Raw genomic sequence first — 16,807 nt, 5'->3', positions numbered from 1 at the left:
CCGATTCCGTAATCGGGCAGGTCTCCGCAATCAGTGCGCGGGCCCTTGATCCCAGCCGGCGATCAGGAACACACGTGTGGGATTCACGGGCCTCACGATGGAGACGAACAGGCGCTCGAAGCCGCTTGTATCCCCGCGATACGCCGCATGCTTCGCCTCCTTGTAGCCTTCGCGCGTCACCGGGCCCCAATCGAGGTCCCAGCCGGCATCATGCGCAAGACGGGAGGCGAATATGCGCAGCGTCATCGCATTGCCGCCGCGGAAAGGATGCAGATAGCCCAATTCGTCATAGACCGTGGCGAGCCCATGCACGAAATCATCGCGGTCCAGACAGCGCAGATTGCGTTTGTCGGCCAATTCCAACGCGATGTTATGCGCGCCGGTCTCAATGAGCGAAGCGGGGAAGAAGGCCTCCGGATCATGGGCGCGCCGCTTGTCGTCGGTGGCCTGACGCGTCGTGTCCGATACGCGCAGGCGCCCCGCATCGGCGAACACGCCGTCGAACAGGCCCCGATGAATCGCGGTCAGCTCGTCCAGATCGCCCGACATGCGCCATCGGCGTTCCGCCAGCAGCACCGTACGCGCGAACACGCTGGACGCGTATAGCGTCGCATGATCGTCAAGACTGCCGTCGGCCAGCTTCGCGATCGACGAAGCCAGTCGGGCGACCTCATCGTCGGCCGTCTCGATCAGCGCCCTCACATCGATGTCGCCATGTTCGTATCGCGTCGCGGCGAGCATCGTCGCTTCGCCCGGGGTCATCGCTTCCAATGCGCAGTTCTTCAAAGCGAATGCGACTGCGCTCGCACGTTCGGCTGGTGTCATGTTCCCATGGTAGCCGCAATCGACCGCGCCGGCGGCATGACGTGTCCGGCCGGCGAAACGTGTTGCGGCGGGCCCGATGAAAATAACCACGGTCGGGTAGAATCTAAGCCGTTATGGCACAAACAACATCGTCGCGAAACACGAAATCCTCGAATGCGGGCGCACCCAGGCGTTCCACGTCGGCCAAGGCCGCGAAACCCGCCGCCTCCGTGCAGCCGGACCATGAGCCGTGGTGGAAGAAGACCCTGCTGGCCGTACCGCGCGCATTGGGCGGCATGGTGCGGTCCGTCACCGGATCGGGGCGGTACGACCCCGCCTATCGGCGCGATGGCCTGTGCTTCATCATGCTGGTGTGCGCCGTGTTCTTCTGCGCGTCGGAATGGTTCCGCGTCGATGGCGCGATCAGCGTGTTCCTGCATGGCCTGGCGTCGGGTCTTCTGGGCGTGATGAGCGTCGTGCTGCCGGTGCTGCTTGCCATCGTGGCCATTCGTCTGATGCGCAATTCCGGTAAGGAATCCGGCAATTCCAGCGTGGTGTCCGGCTGGTTTCTGCTGCTGTGGTCGGTGTGCTCGATCATCGACGTCGTCATCGCGTCGGACGTGCAGGGCTTCGACATCGCCGTCCTGCAGCAAGCGGGAGGATTGCTGGGATTCGTGCTCGGCTCCCCGCTGGCCTGGGGACTTTCAAAAGCGTTTGCGATCGTGGTCTTCGTCGTCGTCGCGTTGTTCGCGATGCTGCTGATCACGCGTACGCATGTGACCGAGATCCCCGAACACCTGTCCGCGGCGCGGGAGCGTCTCGGCATCGCGCATGACGCGCGCGACGCCGAGACGGGGAACGTGAAGGCGGCCTCGGATGACGAGACCGTGCAGTTCCCGAACGAAGTGCGTATGGGCGACGAGACGCTGTCCTTCGCCGAAGGCGTGCCATCGCATGACGGCTCCGATGAGGACGGGGATCGGCGGATCGAGGCGCGTAAGCCGGGACTGCTGGCCCGCCTGTTCGCGAAGCGGCGCGGGGGGCGCGATGACGCGCAGGATCCCTCGTTGGACCGGTATGCGGGCGACGACCCGTTCGCGAATGCGGCAAGCCGGCATGGTGACGCCGCGGAAACGTCGCTGCTGGATACGGCGCAGCCGGGCGGGCGTGTGGTGTCCTCGGCCGGCGGCAATGCGTATGACGTCGCGGGACGGTCCGCCGCCATCGCCGCGGCTGCCGGCGCCGCGGGGCGTACGGTCGCCTCTTCGCCGCGAACGGCGTCGTCGGCGTCCGCGACTTCGCCGGACGCCGCATCGGACGCGGCGTTTGCCGGAGCCGCCGACGGCCGCACCAGGATGATGCCCGCCGGCGGCATGACGGGCGCCGATGCGCCGGTGCCGTCCGAAGCGCTCGGCGACGACCCCTGGGGCGCCATCGCCGAAAACGGCATGGTCGATGAGGCCTCGTCGATGATCGTCGACCCCGCGACCGGCGAGATCCTCGATGAGGCGGCCGGCGCATCGGCCGTTTCCCTGCAAGGCGTCGGGGCTCCGGCCTCGGGTCCGGGGATCGAAGCGCCGTATCGGCTGCCGGACCTGGGCATGCTGGCCAAAGGCATGCCGCATGCGACGCGCACCCCGGCCAACGACAACGTGATCCGTGCCCTGACTTCGACCTTCCAGCAGTTCAACGTGGACGCGAAAGTCGTCGGATTCCTGCGCGGACCTTCCGTCACGCAGTATGAGGTCGAATTGGGACCGGGCGTCAAGGTCGAAAAGGTCACCAATCTGCAGAAGAACATCGCCTATGCGGTGGCCAGCTCGGATGTGCGCATCCTGAGCCCGATCCCGGGCAAATCGGCCATCGGCATCGAAATCCCGAACGTCGACAGGGAAATCGTGCATCTGGGCGACGTCCTGCGCTCCGACAAGGCGGTGGGCGACGCCAACCCGATGCTGGCCGGCATAGGCAAGGACGTGGAAGGCAAATTCGTCACGGCCGATCTGACCAAAATGCCGCATCTGCTGGTGGCCGGCGCCACCGGCTCCGGTAAGTCAAGCTTCGTCAACTCGATGCTGACCTCGATCATCATGCGCGCCACCCCGGAACAGGTGCGCATGATCCTGGTCGACCCCAAGCGCGTGGAATTGTCGGCGTATGCGGGCATCCCGCATCTGCTGACGCCGATCATCACCGATCCGAAAAAAGCCGCGCAGGCCCTCGAATGGGTGGTCAAGGAAATGGACGCGCGCTACAGCGACCTCGAATTCTTCGGATTCAGGCATGTCAAGGACTTCAACGAAGCCGTGCGCGCCGGCAAAGTGCATGCGCCCGCAGGCTCGAACCGCAAGGTCGCGCCGTATCCGTATCTGCTGGTCGTCGTCGACGAAATGGCGGATCTGATGATGGTCGCCAAAAACGATGTCGAAAGCTCCATCCAGCGCATCACGCAGCTGGCGCGCGCCGCCGGCGTGCATCTGGTCCTGGCCACGCAGCGCCCGTCCGTCGACGTCGTCACCGGCCTGATCAAAGCGAACATCCCATCCCGACTGGCGTTCGCGACATCGTCCGCCACCGATTCACGGGTCATTCTCGACACCACCGGCGCCGAAACGCTGATCGGACAAGGCGATGCGCTGTTCCTTCCGATGGGGCAGGCCAAGCCGATCCGCGTGCAGGGCGCGTGGGTGAACGAGTCCGAAATCCGCAAGGCCGTCGAATTCGTGCGCACGCAGCGCAAGCCGCATTACCGCGAGGACATCGAACAGATGGCCAAGGAGGCGGAGAAGCGCGCGGTCGAGCCGGACGAAGACATCGGCGGCGACATGGACGTACTGCTTCAGGCGGCCGAACTGGTCGTCAGCACGCAGTTCGGCTCCACTTCGATGCTGCAACGCAAGCTGCGCGTCGGCTTCGCCAAGGCCGGTCGACTGATGGACCTGCTGGAATCACGCGGTGTCGTCGGCCCCTCGGAAGGCTCCAAGGCCCGCGAAGTGCTGGTGCAGCCGCAGGATCTGCCGCAGGTGCTGGCGTTCATCCGCGGCGAAACCACGTCGTTGACCTCCTCGGCTTCAAGTGAAGGCGACGGCGTCGGGGAAATCTGACGTTTTCCGTGATTCCGCCGGCGATTCCTGCCTGCTATAGGCGGATGGCTTGGCGGATGCTCGGGCGGATGACGGGGGAGCCGTCATCGCAAGGTAGGGTTATCGAGGTAACGTGAACGGTATGGAAAAGCAAACAGAACGTAAATCATCGCTGCTTGATGGCTGGAATGCGCCGCCGAATCTGGTCACGTATTCGCGTATCGTGCTGGTCGTGATCTTCCTTGGCCTGTACATCGCCGCAGGCCCGTGGGGCATCGGGTCGCCCGACGATCCCGATACCGGCAAGCTGCCGCTGCGCTGGGCTGCGGCCATCATCTTCATCATCGCCGCATCCACCGATAAGCTTGACGGCTGGATGGCCCGCAAATACAATCAGGTCACCGAATTGGGCAAGCTGATGGATCCGATCGCCGACAAGCTGCTGATCTGCGGCACGCTCATCGTGGCGGCGGCCTTCAACGAATTCGGCAATATCGTGGTCGGTTGGATCGTGACCGCCCTGTTCGTGATCCGTGAACTCGGCATCACCATAATGCGTTTCTTCGTCATCGATACCGGCGGCAAGGTGATTGCGGCCTCGCAGGCCGGCAAATACAAGACGCTGACGCAGTGCGTCGGTCTGGCGGGCCTGCTGCTGCCGGTGTGGTCGTTCGACATCCGTCAGACCACGCCGCTGTGGATGACCGGCTATTACGCGCTCGTCTATATTCTGATCTACGTGGCGCTGGTGCTGTGCCTGTATTCCGGCGCGGAATATCTGATCGGCGTGTTCGGGCCCCGCAATGCGGCGAAATCGAAAGCCGGGAACTGATATCGAGGATCGAACGGCATAACATGCAATCCGAACGGACGATGACGGCCGAAGCCATGCGCGCGCAATGCGACGCGATGGCTTCGGCCTTTCTTGAAACCTGTGTGAAACGCGATTGGAAGATCGCCTGTGCTGAATCCCTTACCGGCGGCCTGCTGGCGGACGCGTTCATCCGCATTCCCGGCGCTTCCAGGGTGATGCTCGGCTCGGCCGTCACCTATGACATCGCCGCGAAGGCGTCGGTATTGGGCGTGGACGCGGATCTGCTGAGGCGCGAAGGCGCGGTGCATCCCGAAGTGGCCCGTCAGATGGCGGCCGGAACCGCGCGGCTGTATGCCCAGCCGGAATACGGGGGCGGGATTCTGGGCCTGTCCACCACGGGGGTCGCGGGTCCCGGCCCCGACGGCGACAAGCCCGCCGGACTGGTGTATGTCGGCGTGTGCATGCCCGAGGGTGCCGCTTGCGGGGCGGAGCCTCATGTTGAGGCCCATGAGCTTCGTCTTCATGGCGACCGCGAGCTTGTCCGGTTGGGTACGGTATTGCGCGTTTTGCAAATCGTCAGCGTATTGTGAGCGTATTCACAGGAATACTTTTCTTCTGGCCGGTGTTGACCTAGTTAGGAATGGCAAGGCGACAGTGCAGAGCACGAACCGATCAGGAGGGTATCCGCATGGACATGATGACGCTCACCAAGGAACAGGCTGAAATGCAGCAGAAGGCGGCGGCCGTCTCACGTCCCGCCCCCGCGCGTATGCGTGAATTGACGCCGGCCCAGCGGCGTGCCGTGATGTTCGCCCAGCAGCAGGTGCTGCGTGCAAGGGCCGCCAGGAAGGCGAAGGACGAGCGTCAGGCCGCGTTGAGCCGCATGTGGCAGGAAGAGGATTCCGACGTGGCATCGACGCGTGCGGCCGCGCCCCGTCGGACCGAAACGGCGACGGAGCAGAAGGACATGTCGTTGCGTGAGGCGATCGGCCGTGTCCTGCGTGATCTGCGCACCCAGGACCATAAGACGCTGCGCGAGGTCAGCGAGAAGGCCGGCGTGTCGCTCGGCTATCTTTCCGAAGTCGAACGCGGGCAGAAGGAGGCCAGCTCCGAGCTGCTGTCGTCGATCTCCAAGTCCCTGGGGCTGAGCACGGCCCAGATGCTGCGCAAGGTCGCCGATTATCTGGATGAGGTCAAGGCGTAGGGGAAGGCGCCAAGGTGCACGGCGCGCGTGTACACTACGGTGTCATGCGTGAACGTGAATTCTGGGAATTGCTGGAAGAGGTCTTCGGCCGCGTATACGGCCGGAGCCTCGCCAGCGATCAGCGGTTGGACCGTCTTGAGGGGATGACGGTCGTCGAGGCGCTGGCCGCGGGGGAGGAGCCCCGCGTGGTTTGGAACGTGCTGTGCGATCAGATGGACGTTCCGGACTCTCGGCGTTGGGGAAGCGACCATGCCGCGCCTCCGATGCCGGTGCGCTGAATGCGAAACACGCATATTCGAACAAATGTTCGCATCATGATGTATGGTTATCCACAACGGAACCACGCATGCCGATGCGGAGTGAACCGGAGCTTGGGTCGCAAGGCCTGAAAAGCCAACGGTTTTGCGTTCTCGGCGTGTCGAAATGGCGTCCATTCGACCACATGTGCCCTCCGGGCTTGCCGATTCGGCGGCTTTGGCCATACGGTTGGAATGCAGTCATTGGCAGGCGTTCATCATGAAGGAGTGAAGCATGGCACAGCAAGGCGCCACGGCAAAGGAAGCAGCGCAGAAAACCGGTGCACCGGCCATCGACCCCCGTCGGCAGGCGGCGTTGGAAACGGCGCTGGCGCAGGTGGAGAAGAGCTTCGGCAAAGGCTCTGCCATGCGCTTGGGCGATAGGCCCGAACAGAATGTGGAAGTGATCCCGACCGGTTCCCTCGCGCTTGACATGGCATTGGGAATCGGCGGCGTGCCTCGCGGCCGAATCGTTGAGGTATACGGTCCGGAATCCTCCGGCAAAACGACGTTGGCGCTGCATATCGTCGCCAATGCCCAGAAAAAGGGCGGGGTGGCCGCCTTCATCGACGCGGAGCACGCGCTCGATCCGGTGTATGCGCGCAAACTGGGCGTCGACACGGACTCCCTGATCGTCTCCCAGCCCGATAACGGCGAGCAGGCGTTGGAGATCGCGGATATGCTGATCCGTTCGGGCGCCTTGGACGTCATCGTCATCGATTCGGTTGCGGCGCTGGTGCCGAAGGCGGAAATCGAAGGCGAAATGGGCGACAGCCACGTCGGCCTGCAGGCCCGTCTGATGAGCCAGGCGCTGCGCAAGATGACCGGCGCGTTGGCTCAGGCGAATACCACAGCCATTTTCATCAACCAGCTGCGCGAGAAGATCGGCGTGTTCTTCGGCAACCCCGAAACCACGACCGGCGGCAAGGCGTTGAAGTTCTACGCGTCCGTCCGTATGGACATCCGTCGCGTCCAGACCCTGAAGAACGGCGACGAGGCCGTCGGCAACCGCACCAAGGTGAAGGTCGTCAAGAACAAGATGGCCCCGCCGTTCAAATCCGCGGAATTCGACGTGTTGTACGGCGAAGGCATCTCGCGCGAAGGCTCGGTGCTTGACATGGCGTTGCAGGCCAACGTCGTCAAGAAATCCGGCTCCTGGTTCACCTATGAGGGCGACCAGCTGGGGCAGGGACGCGAGAATGTCCGCAAGTTCCTCAAAGACAATCCCGCCATCACCGAAGAGCTTGAGAACAAGGTCAAGGCGGCGTTCGGTCTGATCGAGATCCCGGACCAGTTGGCCGAAGGCGGCGACGATGCGGGAGCGGCCGATAAGGCTGCGGACGATGCGAATGCTGCGGGAACGGCGGAGCCGGCGAAGACCGCCCGAGGGGCCGCGAAAACCGCTGACGCCTCGAAGTCCTGAGCATCATGATCGACGCGGAGGAATTCATCGGGCGTCATGCACCCGTGATCATGGCGGATGAGGATCGCCGCATGGCGCAGGCCGTTGGGCCGGAGCGGGCCGCCATGCGGAAGCGTCCTGTTCCGCATGGCGGCATGGCGGACGGAAAACCTTGCCTGAACGGGGACGATGCGCCGGCTTCTGGCGTTCCGTCGACGGCGGACGATACGGCCGACGGAACGGACGATATCGACGCCTGCCGTGAAGCGGCGCTGCGGCTGCTTGACGCCGCGCCCAGACCGTCAGGCGCGTTGCGCGATCGGCTGCTGTCGAAAGGCTATGCGGAAGAAACCGTCGACGAAGTCATAGAACGGCTGATCAGGGTGCAGCTGATCGACGATGAGGCGTATGCGCAATCGGCGGTGCGGTATTGCTGCGGTCGTCTGATGGGGCGCCGCGCCACGATGATGGAACTGACGCGTAAGGGCGTCAGCAGGAATCTTGCCGAACGCGCCTGCATGCAGGCGCAGGAGGCCGGGGCCTTCGAAGATGCGGCGTGGGAATTGGGTCGGAGAATCGCGCGCAAAACGGCTGGTCTGGATCCCAAAGTGCGCAAGCGTCGTTTCTGGTCCGCCGGAGGGAGAAAGGGCCATGACGGGGAAACCCTGAGCCGTGTCGCGCGATGCGTGCTCGAAGAAAGTGAGTGAGACCTCCGATACCCCGGGTTCTGTCATACCGTAAACGGTATGGATGGCCATCCATCTCGACCTGACGTTACCGCCAGGCTCTAGCAGCCTACCCGAAGGCATTGGGCGAGCAGCCCTCAAACGCCTTCTGCTTGGCCTTGCTCCCGATGAGGCTTGCCATGCGGCCCGCTGTTACCAGAGGCCCGGTGGTCTCTTACACCGCCGTTTCACCCTTACCGGCCCGAAGCCGGCGGTCTGTTCTCTGTTGCGCTATCTCTCAGGTCGCCCTGGGCGGACGTTATCCGCCATCGTGCTCTGTGGAGCCCGGAAGTTCCTCAATCGCATCGCAAGCGATGCAAATCGCGGCCATCTGGAGGTCTCAGACAACACAGTATACACATGCCCTAGTCGATGGAGTATGTCTGGGCGGCGAAATCAACGGTGACGCTTGTGCCATCGGCGAATGTGGAACGCTGCACCGCGGTGTCGCCGCCAACGAATTCAAAATCCGTCATCTCCAGCATGCCGACGCGCTTGTGCAGCGCGCACACCGTGCGGCAGCGTGCGATATCATCGATCAGATCGTGCTGCGCCGCATCGCCCAAATCGCCGTCGACGCCGGCATATGCCGCGTCTCGGATCAGATACGGGGCGCCGCCGTTGAGCAGGGCATACAGCATGTAGTCCTCGCCGCCGGCGACCCGATCCATCATCCACGGTTCGATGACGCAATCATGGTAGACGAGATTGTGCAACGGCACAGGAACGCCTTCGCGCGGGGCGTTCGGATCGCGCATCTGAAAATCGTACGGGGCGTAATGGCAGAACACCAATGACGGCATCGCCCAATCCGACACCTCCTCGGAAGAGGTGAGAACGCCTTGCGACAGCAGCCATTCGAAACAGCGGCCACGCATCCGCAGGCATTCCCTCCGGCTCATCCGATGCTCCGGCGCGAAGCACTCATCGCCCTCATTGCAGGTGAACACGTCAAGATACGTGCAATCCAGGTCTATGTCGTGTTCGGACAACGCACGGTAGTTGCGTTTGACATAATCCGGCGCCAGCATCGCGCACAGATAGCTTTGCCTGCCGCCGGCCCACATCGCATGCTGCGGAATGGAACCGTCCGCCAAACGCACGGCGTTTCTCTCGTCGAAGCTGGAGGCGCGGAAATGATAGTCGCGATATTGGTCGTGCAGGCCGAACATGAAACCGCAATCATGCGCGGTGTCGACCAGCGACTTCAGCCCGTCCCATCCGCCGGCCTCACGGCAGGCGGGCAGGACGTCGGGATGTTCGTTGTCGTAGCCGGGCTCGCCCCAACCGTCAAGGTGCATGAACACATTGTCGACGCCCATGCCGTGCAGCTCCCGCAGCTGCTGTGCGCGCTCGGCGAACGTCGCCAGTCGGCTGTTGCGCTCCGGATGCCCTGCGTCATACATGCGCGAGTCGGGTCGTACTGCGGTTTTGGCGCCGACATGCATCCACATGCGGCCGGTCAGATCGGCGACGCTCGGATTGCGTACGGCCTTCTCCCTAAGCGTGCGCAACAGGCCACGCTCATCGGCCCAACGGCGGTAGGTTTTCGCGACGGACGTGACGTTGGCGTCGTCAATCAGCGTGAAGCGGATGGCACGACGGTAATCCATTCGGCCCAACGACGGCTCCAGCCAAATGCCGATATGCGTGTAGGGACCGCCCTGCGGATGTTCGATGCGGTATCCGGCGTTCCACGGCGTTTCGCAGATCGCGATATAGCCGTCTCGGCCGCGCATCTGCGCGAACCAAGGCATATAGCCGCCTTCGGTTTCGAAACGTCCTCCGAACGGAATATCGGATACCGCGACGGGCCAGTCGTTGGGAATCATCGTGCCCTGGCAATGCGTGATCAGCGTGCGCCAATCATTGCGCGCCTCGTCGAAAGACATCGGGCCGGGCCAGCGTACGGCGGCGACGTCAAGTCCGGATTCCTCCAGTGGGATCCATTCGAATATGACGTCGCCGGTCGTCGCTTCGACGCTGATCGACGTCGAAAAGGCGTAAGGCGTGCCGTTGAAGCCCCGGAATGTGGAAATCATGGAAACGCCGGTGCCGGTCTGGCGCCGCTCATGCGTGATGGCGTCCGCGTCCAACCATCGTATGCTGCCGCCGTCGGCAAGTTCGATACATGGAACGAACTCGCTCATCGTGCGCCAAGACACGCCATTGCGCTCCAATGCGACGGCGAGCGTGTCCTCGTCGTACTCCACGGTGGTATCGCTTGCTACGCAACGCATTCGAGTCCCCCTCCCGGCTTGCCGGCTCGGCCATGCACGCCTGCATGACGATGAAGTTTCCTGTTTTCCGCGATTCCTATCGGCGAAAACACAATATGTCTACTACAATAAAACGTACCCGGTCAGCGAAGACGCTGGAAGGGACGCACATAGCGGTTCAGCCGCTTGAATATTTAGGGAGGTCCACATGGAAATCGTCGTTACTGGACGTCATACGCAGATCAAGCAAAGGTTCCGTGACGTTGTCGAAGGGAAGATGAATCGTGTGACCGCTATCGCCCCGGATGCGCAGCGCGTGCAGATCGTTCTGTCGCATGAGGGCAACCCGCGCCAGGCGGACACCGCCAAGCGCGTGGAGATCACCGTTATCGCAGGCCGTACCGTCGTGCGCGCCGAGGCCTCCAGCACTGACGAGTTCAGCGCGCTGGATATGGCTCTCGACAAGCTGACGCTTCGTCTGCGCCGTACGCGCGATCGCCGTAAGGACCACCGCCGCGGCTACACCAATCCGGTGCCGGTCGACATGGGCGTCGTGGAGCCTGTTGAAGAAGAGGAGCCGATCGTCGAGGACGAGCCGAACAACAGCCCGCAGGCCGCGGTCGCTTCCGATCTCGGTCCCGGTGAATCGGTTGAAGTCCAAGTCGGCGACACTCCGATCGTCATCCGCCGCAAGCTGCACATCGCCGAGCCGATGAGCATCGATGAGGCGCTGTATGAGATGGAGCTGATCGGACACGACTTCTTCCTGTTCGTCAACAAGGAAACCGGCCGCCCGTCCGTCGTCTACCACCGTCATGGTTGGAGCTATGGCGTTTTCGAAATCGATACACCGGAAAACGTGAAGAAGGGATGACGGGCCGAGGCTTGCCCCGCTGACCCGTCAAATGGCCCGCACTGCACAGTGCGGGCCATTTTTCATGCGTGGACCTTCTCTTCCTCGTGCGGTCTTATATGCGTGGGCCAATCCGTGTTGGTTCTTCATGCGTCGGTTCTATATGTATCGGACCTTTATGTGTGGGCCTATATGCGGTCCTATAGGCCGTGGGCTTTTATGCGCGGGTGTGTGCGAAGTGGGGGTATGTACGGGCTTTTATGTCGTGGCTTACATGTTGCGGGCCTATATGCGGGGCTTTGTAATGCGGGCTCTATGCGCAGGCCTTTCATGCCGGGTGAGCGTCGTCCCGCATAAGGCTTTCTTCCGTCGCGCATGTCCCTCCGTCCCCTTGCGCTGCCTTCCTCTGACGCTTTTGACCGCGGACTCCGGCGTGTTGCGGTCAAAAGCGTCAGTGGGTGGTGTGTGTTTGTGGTTTGCCGATGGCGGGCGGTCTCCTTCTTGACGGTTTTGGTCGCGGATCCCGGCGTGTTGCGGTCGAAACCGTCAATCGTGGTGGTTGAATCCTGTGTTCCACCGCCCTTCTTTGACGCTTTTGACCGGTGTTCTCGGCGTGTTGCGGTCGAAACCGTCAATCGTGGTGGTTGAATCCTGTGTTCCACCGCCCTTCTTTGACGCTTTTGACCGGTGTTCTCGGCGTGTTGCGGTCAAAAGTGTCAATTTGGGGAGGTGTCGAGCGGGATGCGGGAGGAAGGACGATGCGGTGAAAGGTGGCGTGAGGCAAAGAGAAAGGGCGTTGCGCGAAAATTACGTAATTAGGACGGTATTTACCGGCTGATGGCTCGAGGCTCCGGTAATCTCTTATACGGAAACACTCGAAATCATATTCAAGGGAGCGAATGTGGTAGATATCGTTGACAAAGCCCTGCGCATGGGCGAAGGTCACCAGATCAAGAAACTCGAAGGCGTAGCCAAGGCCGTCAACGACCTGGAGGACGAGATCTCCTCGATGAGCGATGAGGAGCTCAAGGGCCAGACGGGCAAGTTCAAGCAGCGCATCGACAACGGCGAAAAGCTGGACTCCATCATGCCGGAAGCTTTCGCCACGGTCCGCGAAGTGTCCAAGCGCACGCTGGGCCAGCGCCACTTCGACGTGCAGCTTATGGGCGGCGCCGCCCTGCACTGGGGCAACATCGCCGAAATGAAGACCGGCGAAGGCAAGACCTTGGTCGCGACCCTGCCAAGCTATCTGAACGCGCTGGAAGGCAAGGGCGTCCACGTCGTCACCGTCAACGACTATCTGGCCAGCTACCAGAGCGAGCTGATGGGCCGCATCTACCGTTTCCTCGGCCTGAACGTCGGCTGCATCCTGACCGAGCAGAAGCCGGCCGAACGCCGCAAGCAGTACAACGCCGACATCACCTACGGCACCAACAACGAATTCGGCTTCGACTACCTGCGCGACAACATGGCATGGGAGAAGTCCGATCTGGTGCAGCGCGGCCACCACTACGCCATCGTCGACGAAGTCGACTCCATCCTCATCGACGAGGCACGTACCCCGTTGATCATCTCCGGTCCGGCCGAAGGCGACGTCACCCGCTGGTACCGCACCTTCGCCAAGCTGGTGTTGAAGCTCACCCGCGAAGAGGACTACGAAGTCGATGAAAAGAAGAAGGTCGTCGGCATCCTCGATCCGGGCATCGCCAAGATCGAGGACTTCCTCGGCATCGACAATCTGTACGAGCCGAGCAACACCGCCCTGATCGGCTATCTGAACAACGCCATCAAGGCCAAGGAACTGTTCCTGCGCGACCGCGACTATGTCGTCACCCACGGCGAAGTGCTGATCGTCGACGAACACACCGGTCGTATCCTGCCGGGCCGCCGCTACAACGAAGGCCTTCACCAGGCCATCGAAGCGAAGGAAAACGTCGAGGTCAAGGCCGAAAACCAGACCTTCGCCACCATCACCCTGCAGAACTACTTCCGTATGTACGACAAGCTCGCAGGCATGACCGGCACGGCCGAAACCGAAGCCGCCGAATTCATGGGCACCTACAAGCTCGGCGTGTTGCCGATCCCGACCAACCGTCCGATGGTCCGCGTCGATCAGGACGATCTGATCTTCCGTACCAAGCGCGAAAAGCTCGCCGCCATCGTCAAGGATGTGGCCAAGCGCCACGCCAAGGGCCAGCCGGTGCTGCTGGGCACCGCCTCCGTCGAATCCTCCGAAGTGGTCTCCTCGCTGCTTGATGTGGCCAACATCCCGCATCAGGTGCTGAACGCCAAGCAGCATGAGAAGGAAGCCGCCGTCGTCGCGGTGGCCGGCCGTAAGGGCGCCGTCACCGTCGCCACCAACATGGCCGGTCGAGGCACCGATATCATGCTCGGCGGCAACGTCGAATTCCTCGCCGACGCCAAGCTCAAGTCCGAGGGCTATTCCCCGGAGGACACTCCGGAAGAGTACGAGAAGCGTTGGCCGGGCACCTTGGCCGAAATCAAGGAGCAGGTCAAGGACGAACATGAAGAGGTCGTCGAGCTCGGCGGTCTGTATGTGCTGGGCACCGAACGCCACGAATCCCGCCGTATCGACAACCAGCTGCGTGGCCGTTCCGGCCGCCAGGGCGATCCGGGCGAATCCCGCTTCTACCTGAGCCTGGAAGACGATCTGATGCGCCTGTTCAACACCCAGCTGGTGGCCCGCATCATGGCCAAGGGCATGCCGGAAGGCGAGCCGATCGAGGCCAAGAGCGTCTCCAAGGGCGTGCGCACGGCGCAGAAGTCCGTCGAATCGCGCAACTTCGAAATCCGTAAGAACGTGTTGAAGTACGACGATGTGATGAACAAGCAGCGTACCGTCATCTACGCGGAACGCCAGGCCGTGCTCAAGGGCGAAGACGTCCACGAGGACATCCTGCGCTTCATCGACGATACGGTCAGGAGCTACGTCGTCGGCGCCAACAAGGGCTCCGATAAGCCGAAGGATTGGGATTGGGACGGCCTGTTCAAGGCGTTGAAGTCCATCTATCCGATCGCCGTCGAGCAGGAAGCGGCAAAGGATGCGGTTTCCGCGCTCAAGGGCGAGAAGGCCGTCGACGCGCTGGTCGAACTGATCGTCGCCGATGCCAGGGAACAGTACAACGAGATCGAAACGAAGCTCGGCGAAGAAGGTCTGCGCCAGCTCGAACGTCGCGTCGTGCTGGCCGTGCTCGACCGCAAGTGGCGTGAGCACCTGTACGAGATGGACTACCTCAAGGACGGCATCGGCCTGCGCGGCATGGGCCAGCGCGATCCGCTGGTCGAATACCAGCGTGAAGGCTACCAGATGTACAACTCCATGATCGAGGCGATCAAGGAGGAGACCATCCAGCTGCTGTTCCACATCGATATCGATCGCGTGGCCCAGACCGAGGATCTGGACACCGAATCCGATGAGGACAAGGCCGTCGAATCCGCAGAAGCCGAAATGGGTCTTGAAGGCCATGCGACCGCAGTCAAGGCCGAGGCGGAAGGCGAAGAAACTGCCGAAGCCGCCGACGAGGCCAAGGGCGAAGATCCGCAGGTCTCCGAAGAGGAGCGCGAAGCCATCGCCGAATCCGCCAAGGCTTCCGAGGCCGGCGAAGCGACCTCGTCCATCGTCGGCCCGGCTCCGATCAGCCACGCCGAAGGCAAGGTGCCGAACGCCAAGCGTCCGAAGAGCGAGGAGCTGCACTCCCCGTGGGCCGACGGCCGCACGTTCCCGGGTACCGGCAAGAACGCCCAGTGCCCGTGCGGTTCCGGCCGTAAGTACAAGATGTGCCACGGTCAGAACGAAGAGGCCTGATCGCCTCAGAGCAGGCCTCGATGCCGAAAGGGTGCCGGAAAACGCCGCAACGGCTTTGCCAGTAGCGGCATCGTCCGGCACCCGAGATAAGGCGCATCAATGAGGGCGGCTCGTCCTTCGCCGATATCGGCGAAGGACGAGCCGCCCTCATCCATATGCCGGATGTGCCATATGGCAATCACATGCATATTCGGTGCGGCGTCATACGCGTGCGCCGTCGTCGAACACGTCATCGCGCGTCTGCGTGTGCCCCTTATGCTTCGCCAGCAGTCCGGCGCCGCCGATCAGAATGCAGATGCCGGAAACCGTTCCCAGGATTGCGGCCAAAGCGGGGAAGAACGCCGAAGCGATGACGCCGGCGACACCGATGACCAGCAATCCCCAAAACAGCGCTTTGGCCGCCGGAACATGGCCGATCTTCGGATTCGGCGGCACGAAGTCGTCGCCGTAACGGTCCATCACATCGTCCGTGTCCAGCCAGCTCGATCCGGTGAAATCGCGGGGGCCCTTGCGCCTGAAATCATCGGTGAACGTGCCGCGATCCAGGTCGTTGACGGAAAGCAGCGCTTCCTTCTCCTTGCGCTGCGCATGCTTTTCGAAACGCTTCGCATTGCGTGACTGCGCGACATGCCGCAGGTCATCGGCATGCTCCTGCTCGAATCGGGCCCAAGCCGCATCAAAATCGTTCTGCCCGGCGCCTTCATGCCCGGAACCTGATTGGAAGCTTGGCTGTTCGTCATTGGCGTTGCTATTGTTGAGCTCAGTCATACATACCACTGTAGCCAGATGGCATGCCATCCGACGGGAGGACCGAAAAGATGCTGTATTGGTTTTTCGTGAAGGGGTTCGGCTTCATCGCCATTCATCGGATGAAGCCCACTGCGAAGGGATTGGAGAACATCCCTCGCGAAGGGGGAGCGATTATCGCGGCCAACCATCTTGCCGTCATCGACGATGCGCTGCTGCCGCTGACGTGCCCGCGCATGATCCATTTCATGGGCAAAGCCGAATACTTCGAAGGCAAAGGCATCAAAGGCAGATTCAAGAAATGGTGGTTCACTTCCGTGGGCGTGTTCCCGGTGGACCGTTCCGGCGGCTCCAAATCGTTGGGCGCGCTTGCGCATGCACGTGAGATTCTGGAGGACGGCCACCTGTTCGGCATCCACATCGAAGGCACCCGCAGCCCCGACGGACGCCTGTACAAGGGACATACCGGCGCCGCACGTCTGGCGTTCGAAACGGGATGCCCGATCATCCCGACGGCGATCATCGGCTCGCGCGAACTGCAGAAGCCGGGACAGGTCATTCCGGGCAAGGGACATACGACCGTCATCTACGGTAAGCCGATCCCCGTCGAACGCAAGACCGCCGACGAGATCACGCATCAGGATCTGCGCGAGCTGACCGACCGCGTGACGATGGAGATTCGCCGCATGTCCGGCCAGGAATATGTCAATGAGTATGCGCAGAAGGTCAAGGAGCAGCTGAAGGCTCAGGCCGCGGCGCAGGATGATGCGCACAAGCCGGCGCAGCGGTAGGCGCGGTAACCCGATAGGCGGTAGGCGGATATGCCGACGATCG

The 16,807-nt window shown here is 62.3% G+C and carries 13 protein-coding genes and 1 other RNA gene; 10 read left to right on the top strand and 4 right to left on the bottom strand.

Annotated elements, in window-relative coordinates; translation table 11 throughout:
- Positions 1-30: 30 nt before the first annotated feature.
- Positions 31-825, bottom strand: coding sequence for a Fic/DOC family protein (locus AC1AX7_RS00850; RefSeq protein ID WP_476508213.1), 795 nt, complete (start codon positions 823-825; stop codon positions 31-33).
- 113 nt (positions 826-938) lie between these two features.
- Between AC1AX7_RS00850 and AC1AX7_RS00845 the strand changes: the two genes are divergently transcribed.
- From AC1AX7_RS00845 to AC1AX7_RS00815, 7 genes are all read left to right on the top strand, one after another.
- A complete protein-coding gene (locus tag AC1AX7_RS00845; RefSeq protein WP_476508212.1) occupies positions 939-3,908 on the top strand; it encodes a DNA translocase FtsK in 2,970 nt (989 codons plus the stop codon).
- Between the two features lie 121 nt (positions 3,909-4,029).
- On the top strand, positions 4,030-4,719 hold the full coding sequence (gene pgsA / locus AC1AX7_RS00840; RefSeq protein WP_476508211.1) for a CDP-diacylglycerol--glycerol-3-phosphate 3-phosphatidyltransferase: 690 nt from the start codon (positions 4,030-4,032) through the stop codon (positions 4,717-4,719).
- A gap of 56 nt (positions 4,720-4,775) precedes the next feature.
- On the top strand, positions 4,776-5,291 hold the full coding sequence (locus AC1AX7_RS00835; RefSeq protein ID WP_476508388.1) for a CinA family protein: 516 nt from the start codon (positions 4,776-4,778) through the stop codon (positions 5,289-5,291).
- 98 nt (positions 5,292-5,389) lie between these two features.
- Entirely contained in the window at positions 5,390-5,905 is a 516-nt protein-coding gene (locus AC1AX7_RS00830) for a helix-turn-helix domain-containing protein (protein ID WP_476508210.1), read from the top strand.
- A 44-nt stretch (positions 5,906-5,949) separates the two neighbouring features.
- Positions 5,950-6,183, top strand: a complete 234-nt coding sequence (locus AC1AX7_RS00825; RefSeq protein ID WP_476508209.1) for a DUF3046 domain-containing protein — start codon at positions 5,950-5,952, stop codon at positions 6,181-6,183.
- A 253-nt stretch (positions 6,184-6,436) separates the two neighbouring features.
- Positions 6,437-7,624: a recombinase RecA gene (recA, locus tag AC1AX7_RS00820; protein WP_476508208.1), complete on the top strand. Its 1,188-nt coding sequence runs from the start codon at positions 6,437-6,439 to the stop codon at positions 7,622-7,624.
- A 5-nt stretch (positions 7,625-7,629) separates the two neighbouring features.
- On the top strand, positions 7,630-8,310 hold the full coding sequence (locus AC1AX7_RS00815; protein ID WP_476508207.1) for a regulatory protein RecX: 681 nt from the start codon (positions 7,630-7,632) through the stop codon (positions 8,308-8,310).
- Here the strand turns inward: AC1AX7_RS00815 and rnpB are convergent.
- Both rnpB and AC1AX7_RS00805 read right to left on the bottom strand, forming a co-directional pair.
- Positions 8,304-8,671: RNase P RNA component class A (rnpB, locus tag AC1AX7_RS00810), an RNA gene on the bottom strand. The genes AC1AX7_RS00815 and rnpB overlap by 7 nt on opposite strands.
- 22 nt (positions 8,672-8,693) lie before the next feature.
- The gene (locus AC1AX7_RS00805) at positions 8,694-10,568 is read right to left on the bottom strand and encodes a DUF5696 domain-containing protein (RefSeq protein WP_476508206.1); all 1,875 of its coding nucleotides are present in this window, start codon (positions 10,566-10,568) and stop codon (positions 8,694-8,696) included.
- 187 nt (positions 10,569-10,755) lie between these two features.
- On the opposite strand from AC1AX7_RS00805, the gene hpf reads away from it, so the two are divergent.
- Positions 10,756-11,421 (top strand): ribosome hibernation-promoting factor, HPF/YfiA family, encoded by a 666-nt coding sequence (gene hpf, locus AC1AX7_RS00800; protein WP_476508205.1) that lies wholly within the window; start codon positions 10,756-10,758, stop codon positions 11,419-11,421.
- An 880-nt stretch (positions 11,422-12,301) separates the two neighbouring features.
- A complete protein-coding gene (gene secA, locus AC1AX7_RS00795; RefSeq protein WP_476508204.1) occupies positions 12,302-15,226 on the top strand; it encodes a preprotein translocase subunit SecA in 2,925 nt (974 codons plus the stop codon).
- Positions 15,227-15,427: 201 nt separating this feature from the next.
- On the opposite strand, the gene AC1AX7_RS00790 is transcribed toward secA, so the two are convergent.
- Complete coding sequence (locus AC1AX7_RS00790; RefSeq protein WP_476508203.1) at positions 15,428-15,994, bottom strand: hypothetical protein; 567 nt, start codon at positions 15,992-15,994, stop codon at positions 15,428-15,430.
- A 50-nt stretch (positions 15,995-16,044) separates the two neighbouring features.
- Between AC1AX7_RS00790 and AC1AX7_RS00785 the strand changes: the two genes are divergently transcribed.
- Entirely contained in the window at positions 16,045-16,764 is a 720-nt protein-coding gene (locus AC1AX7_RS00785) for a lysophospholipid acyltransferase family protein (RefSeq protein ID WP_476508202.1), read from the top strand.
- Positions 16,765-16,807 lie beyond the last annotated feature (43 nt).

The sequence above is a fragment of the Bifidobacterium sp. LH_449 genome, assembly GCF_056356755.1.
The sequence above is the reverse complement of the archived record's forward strand: the minus strand, read 5'-3'. Positions and strand labels throughout refer to the sequence as shown.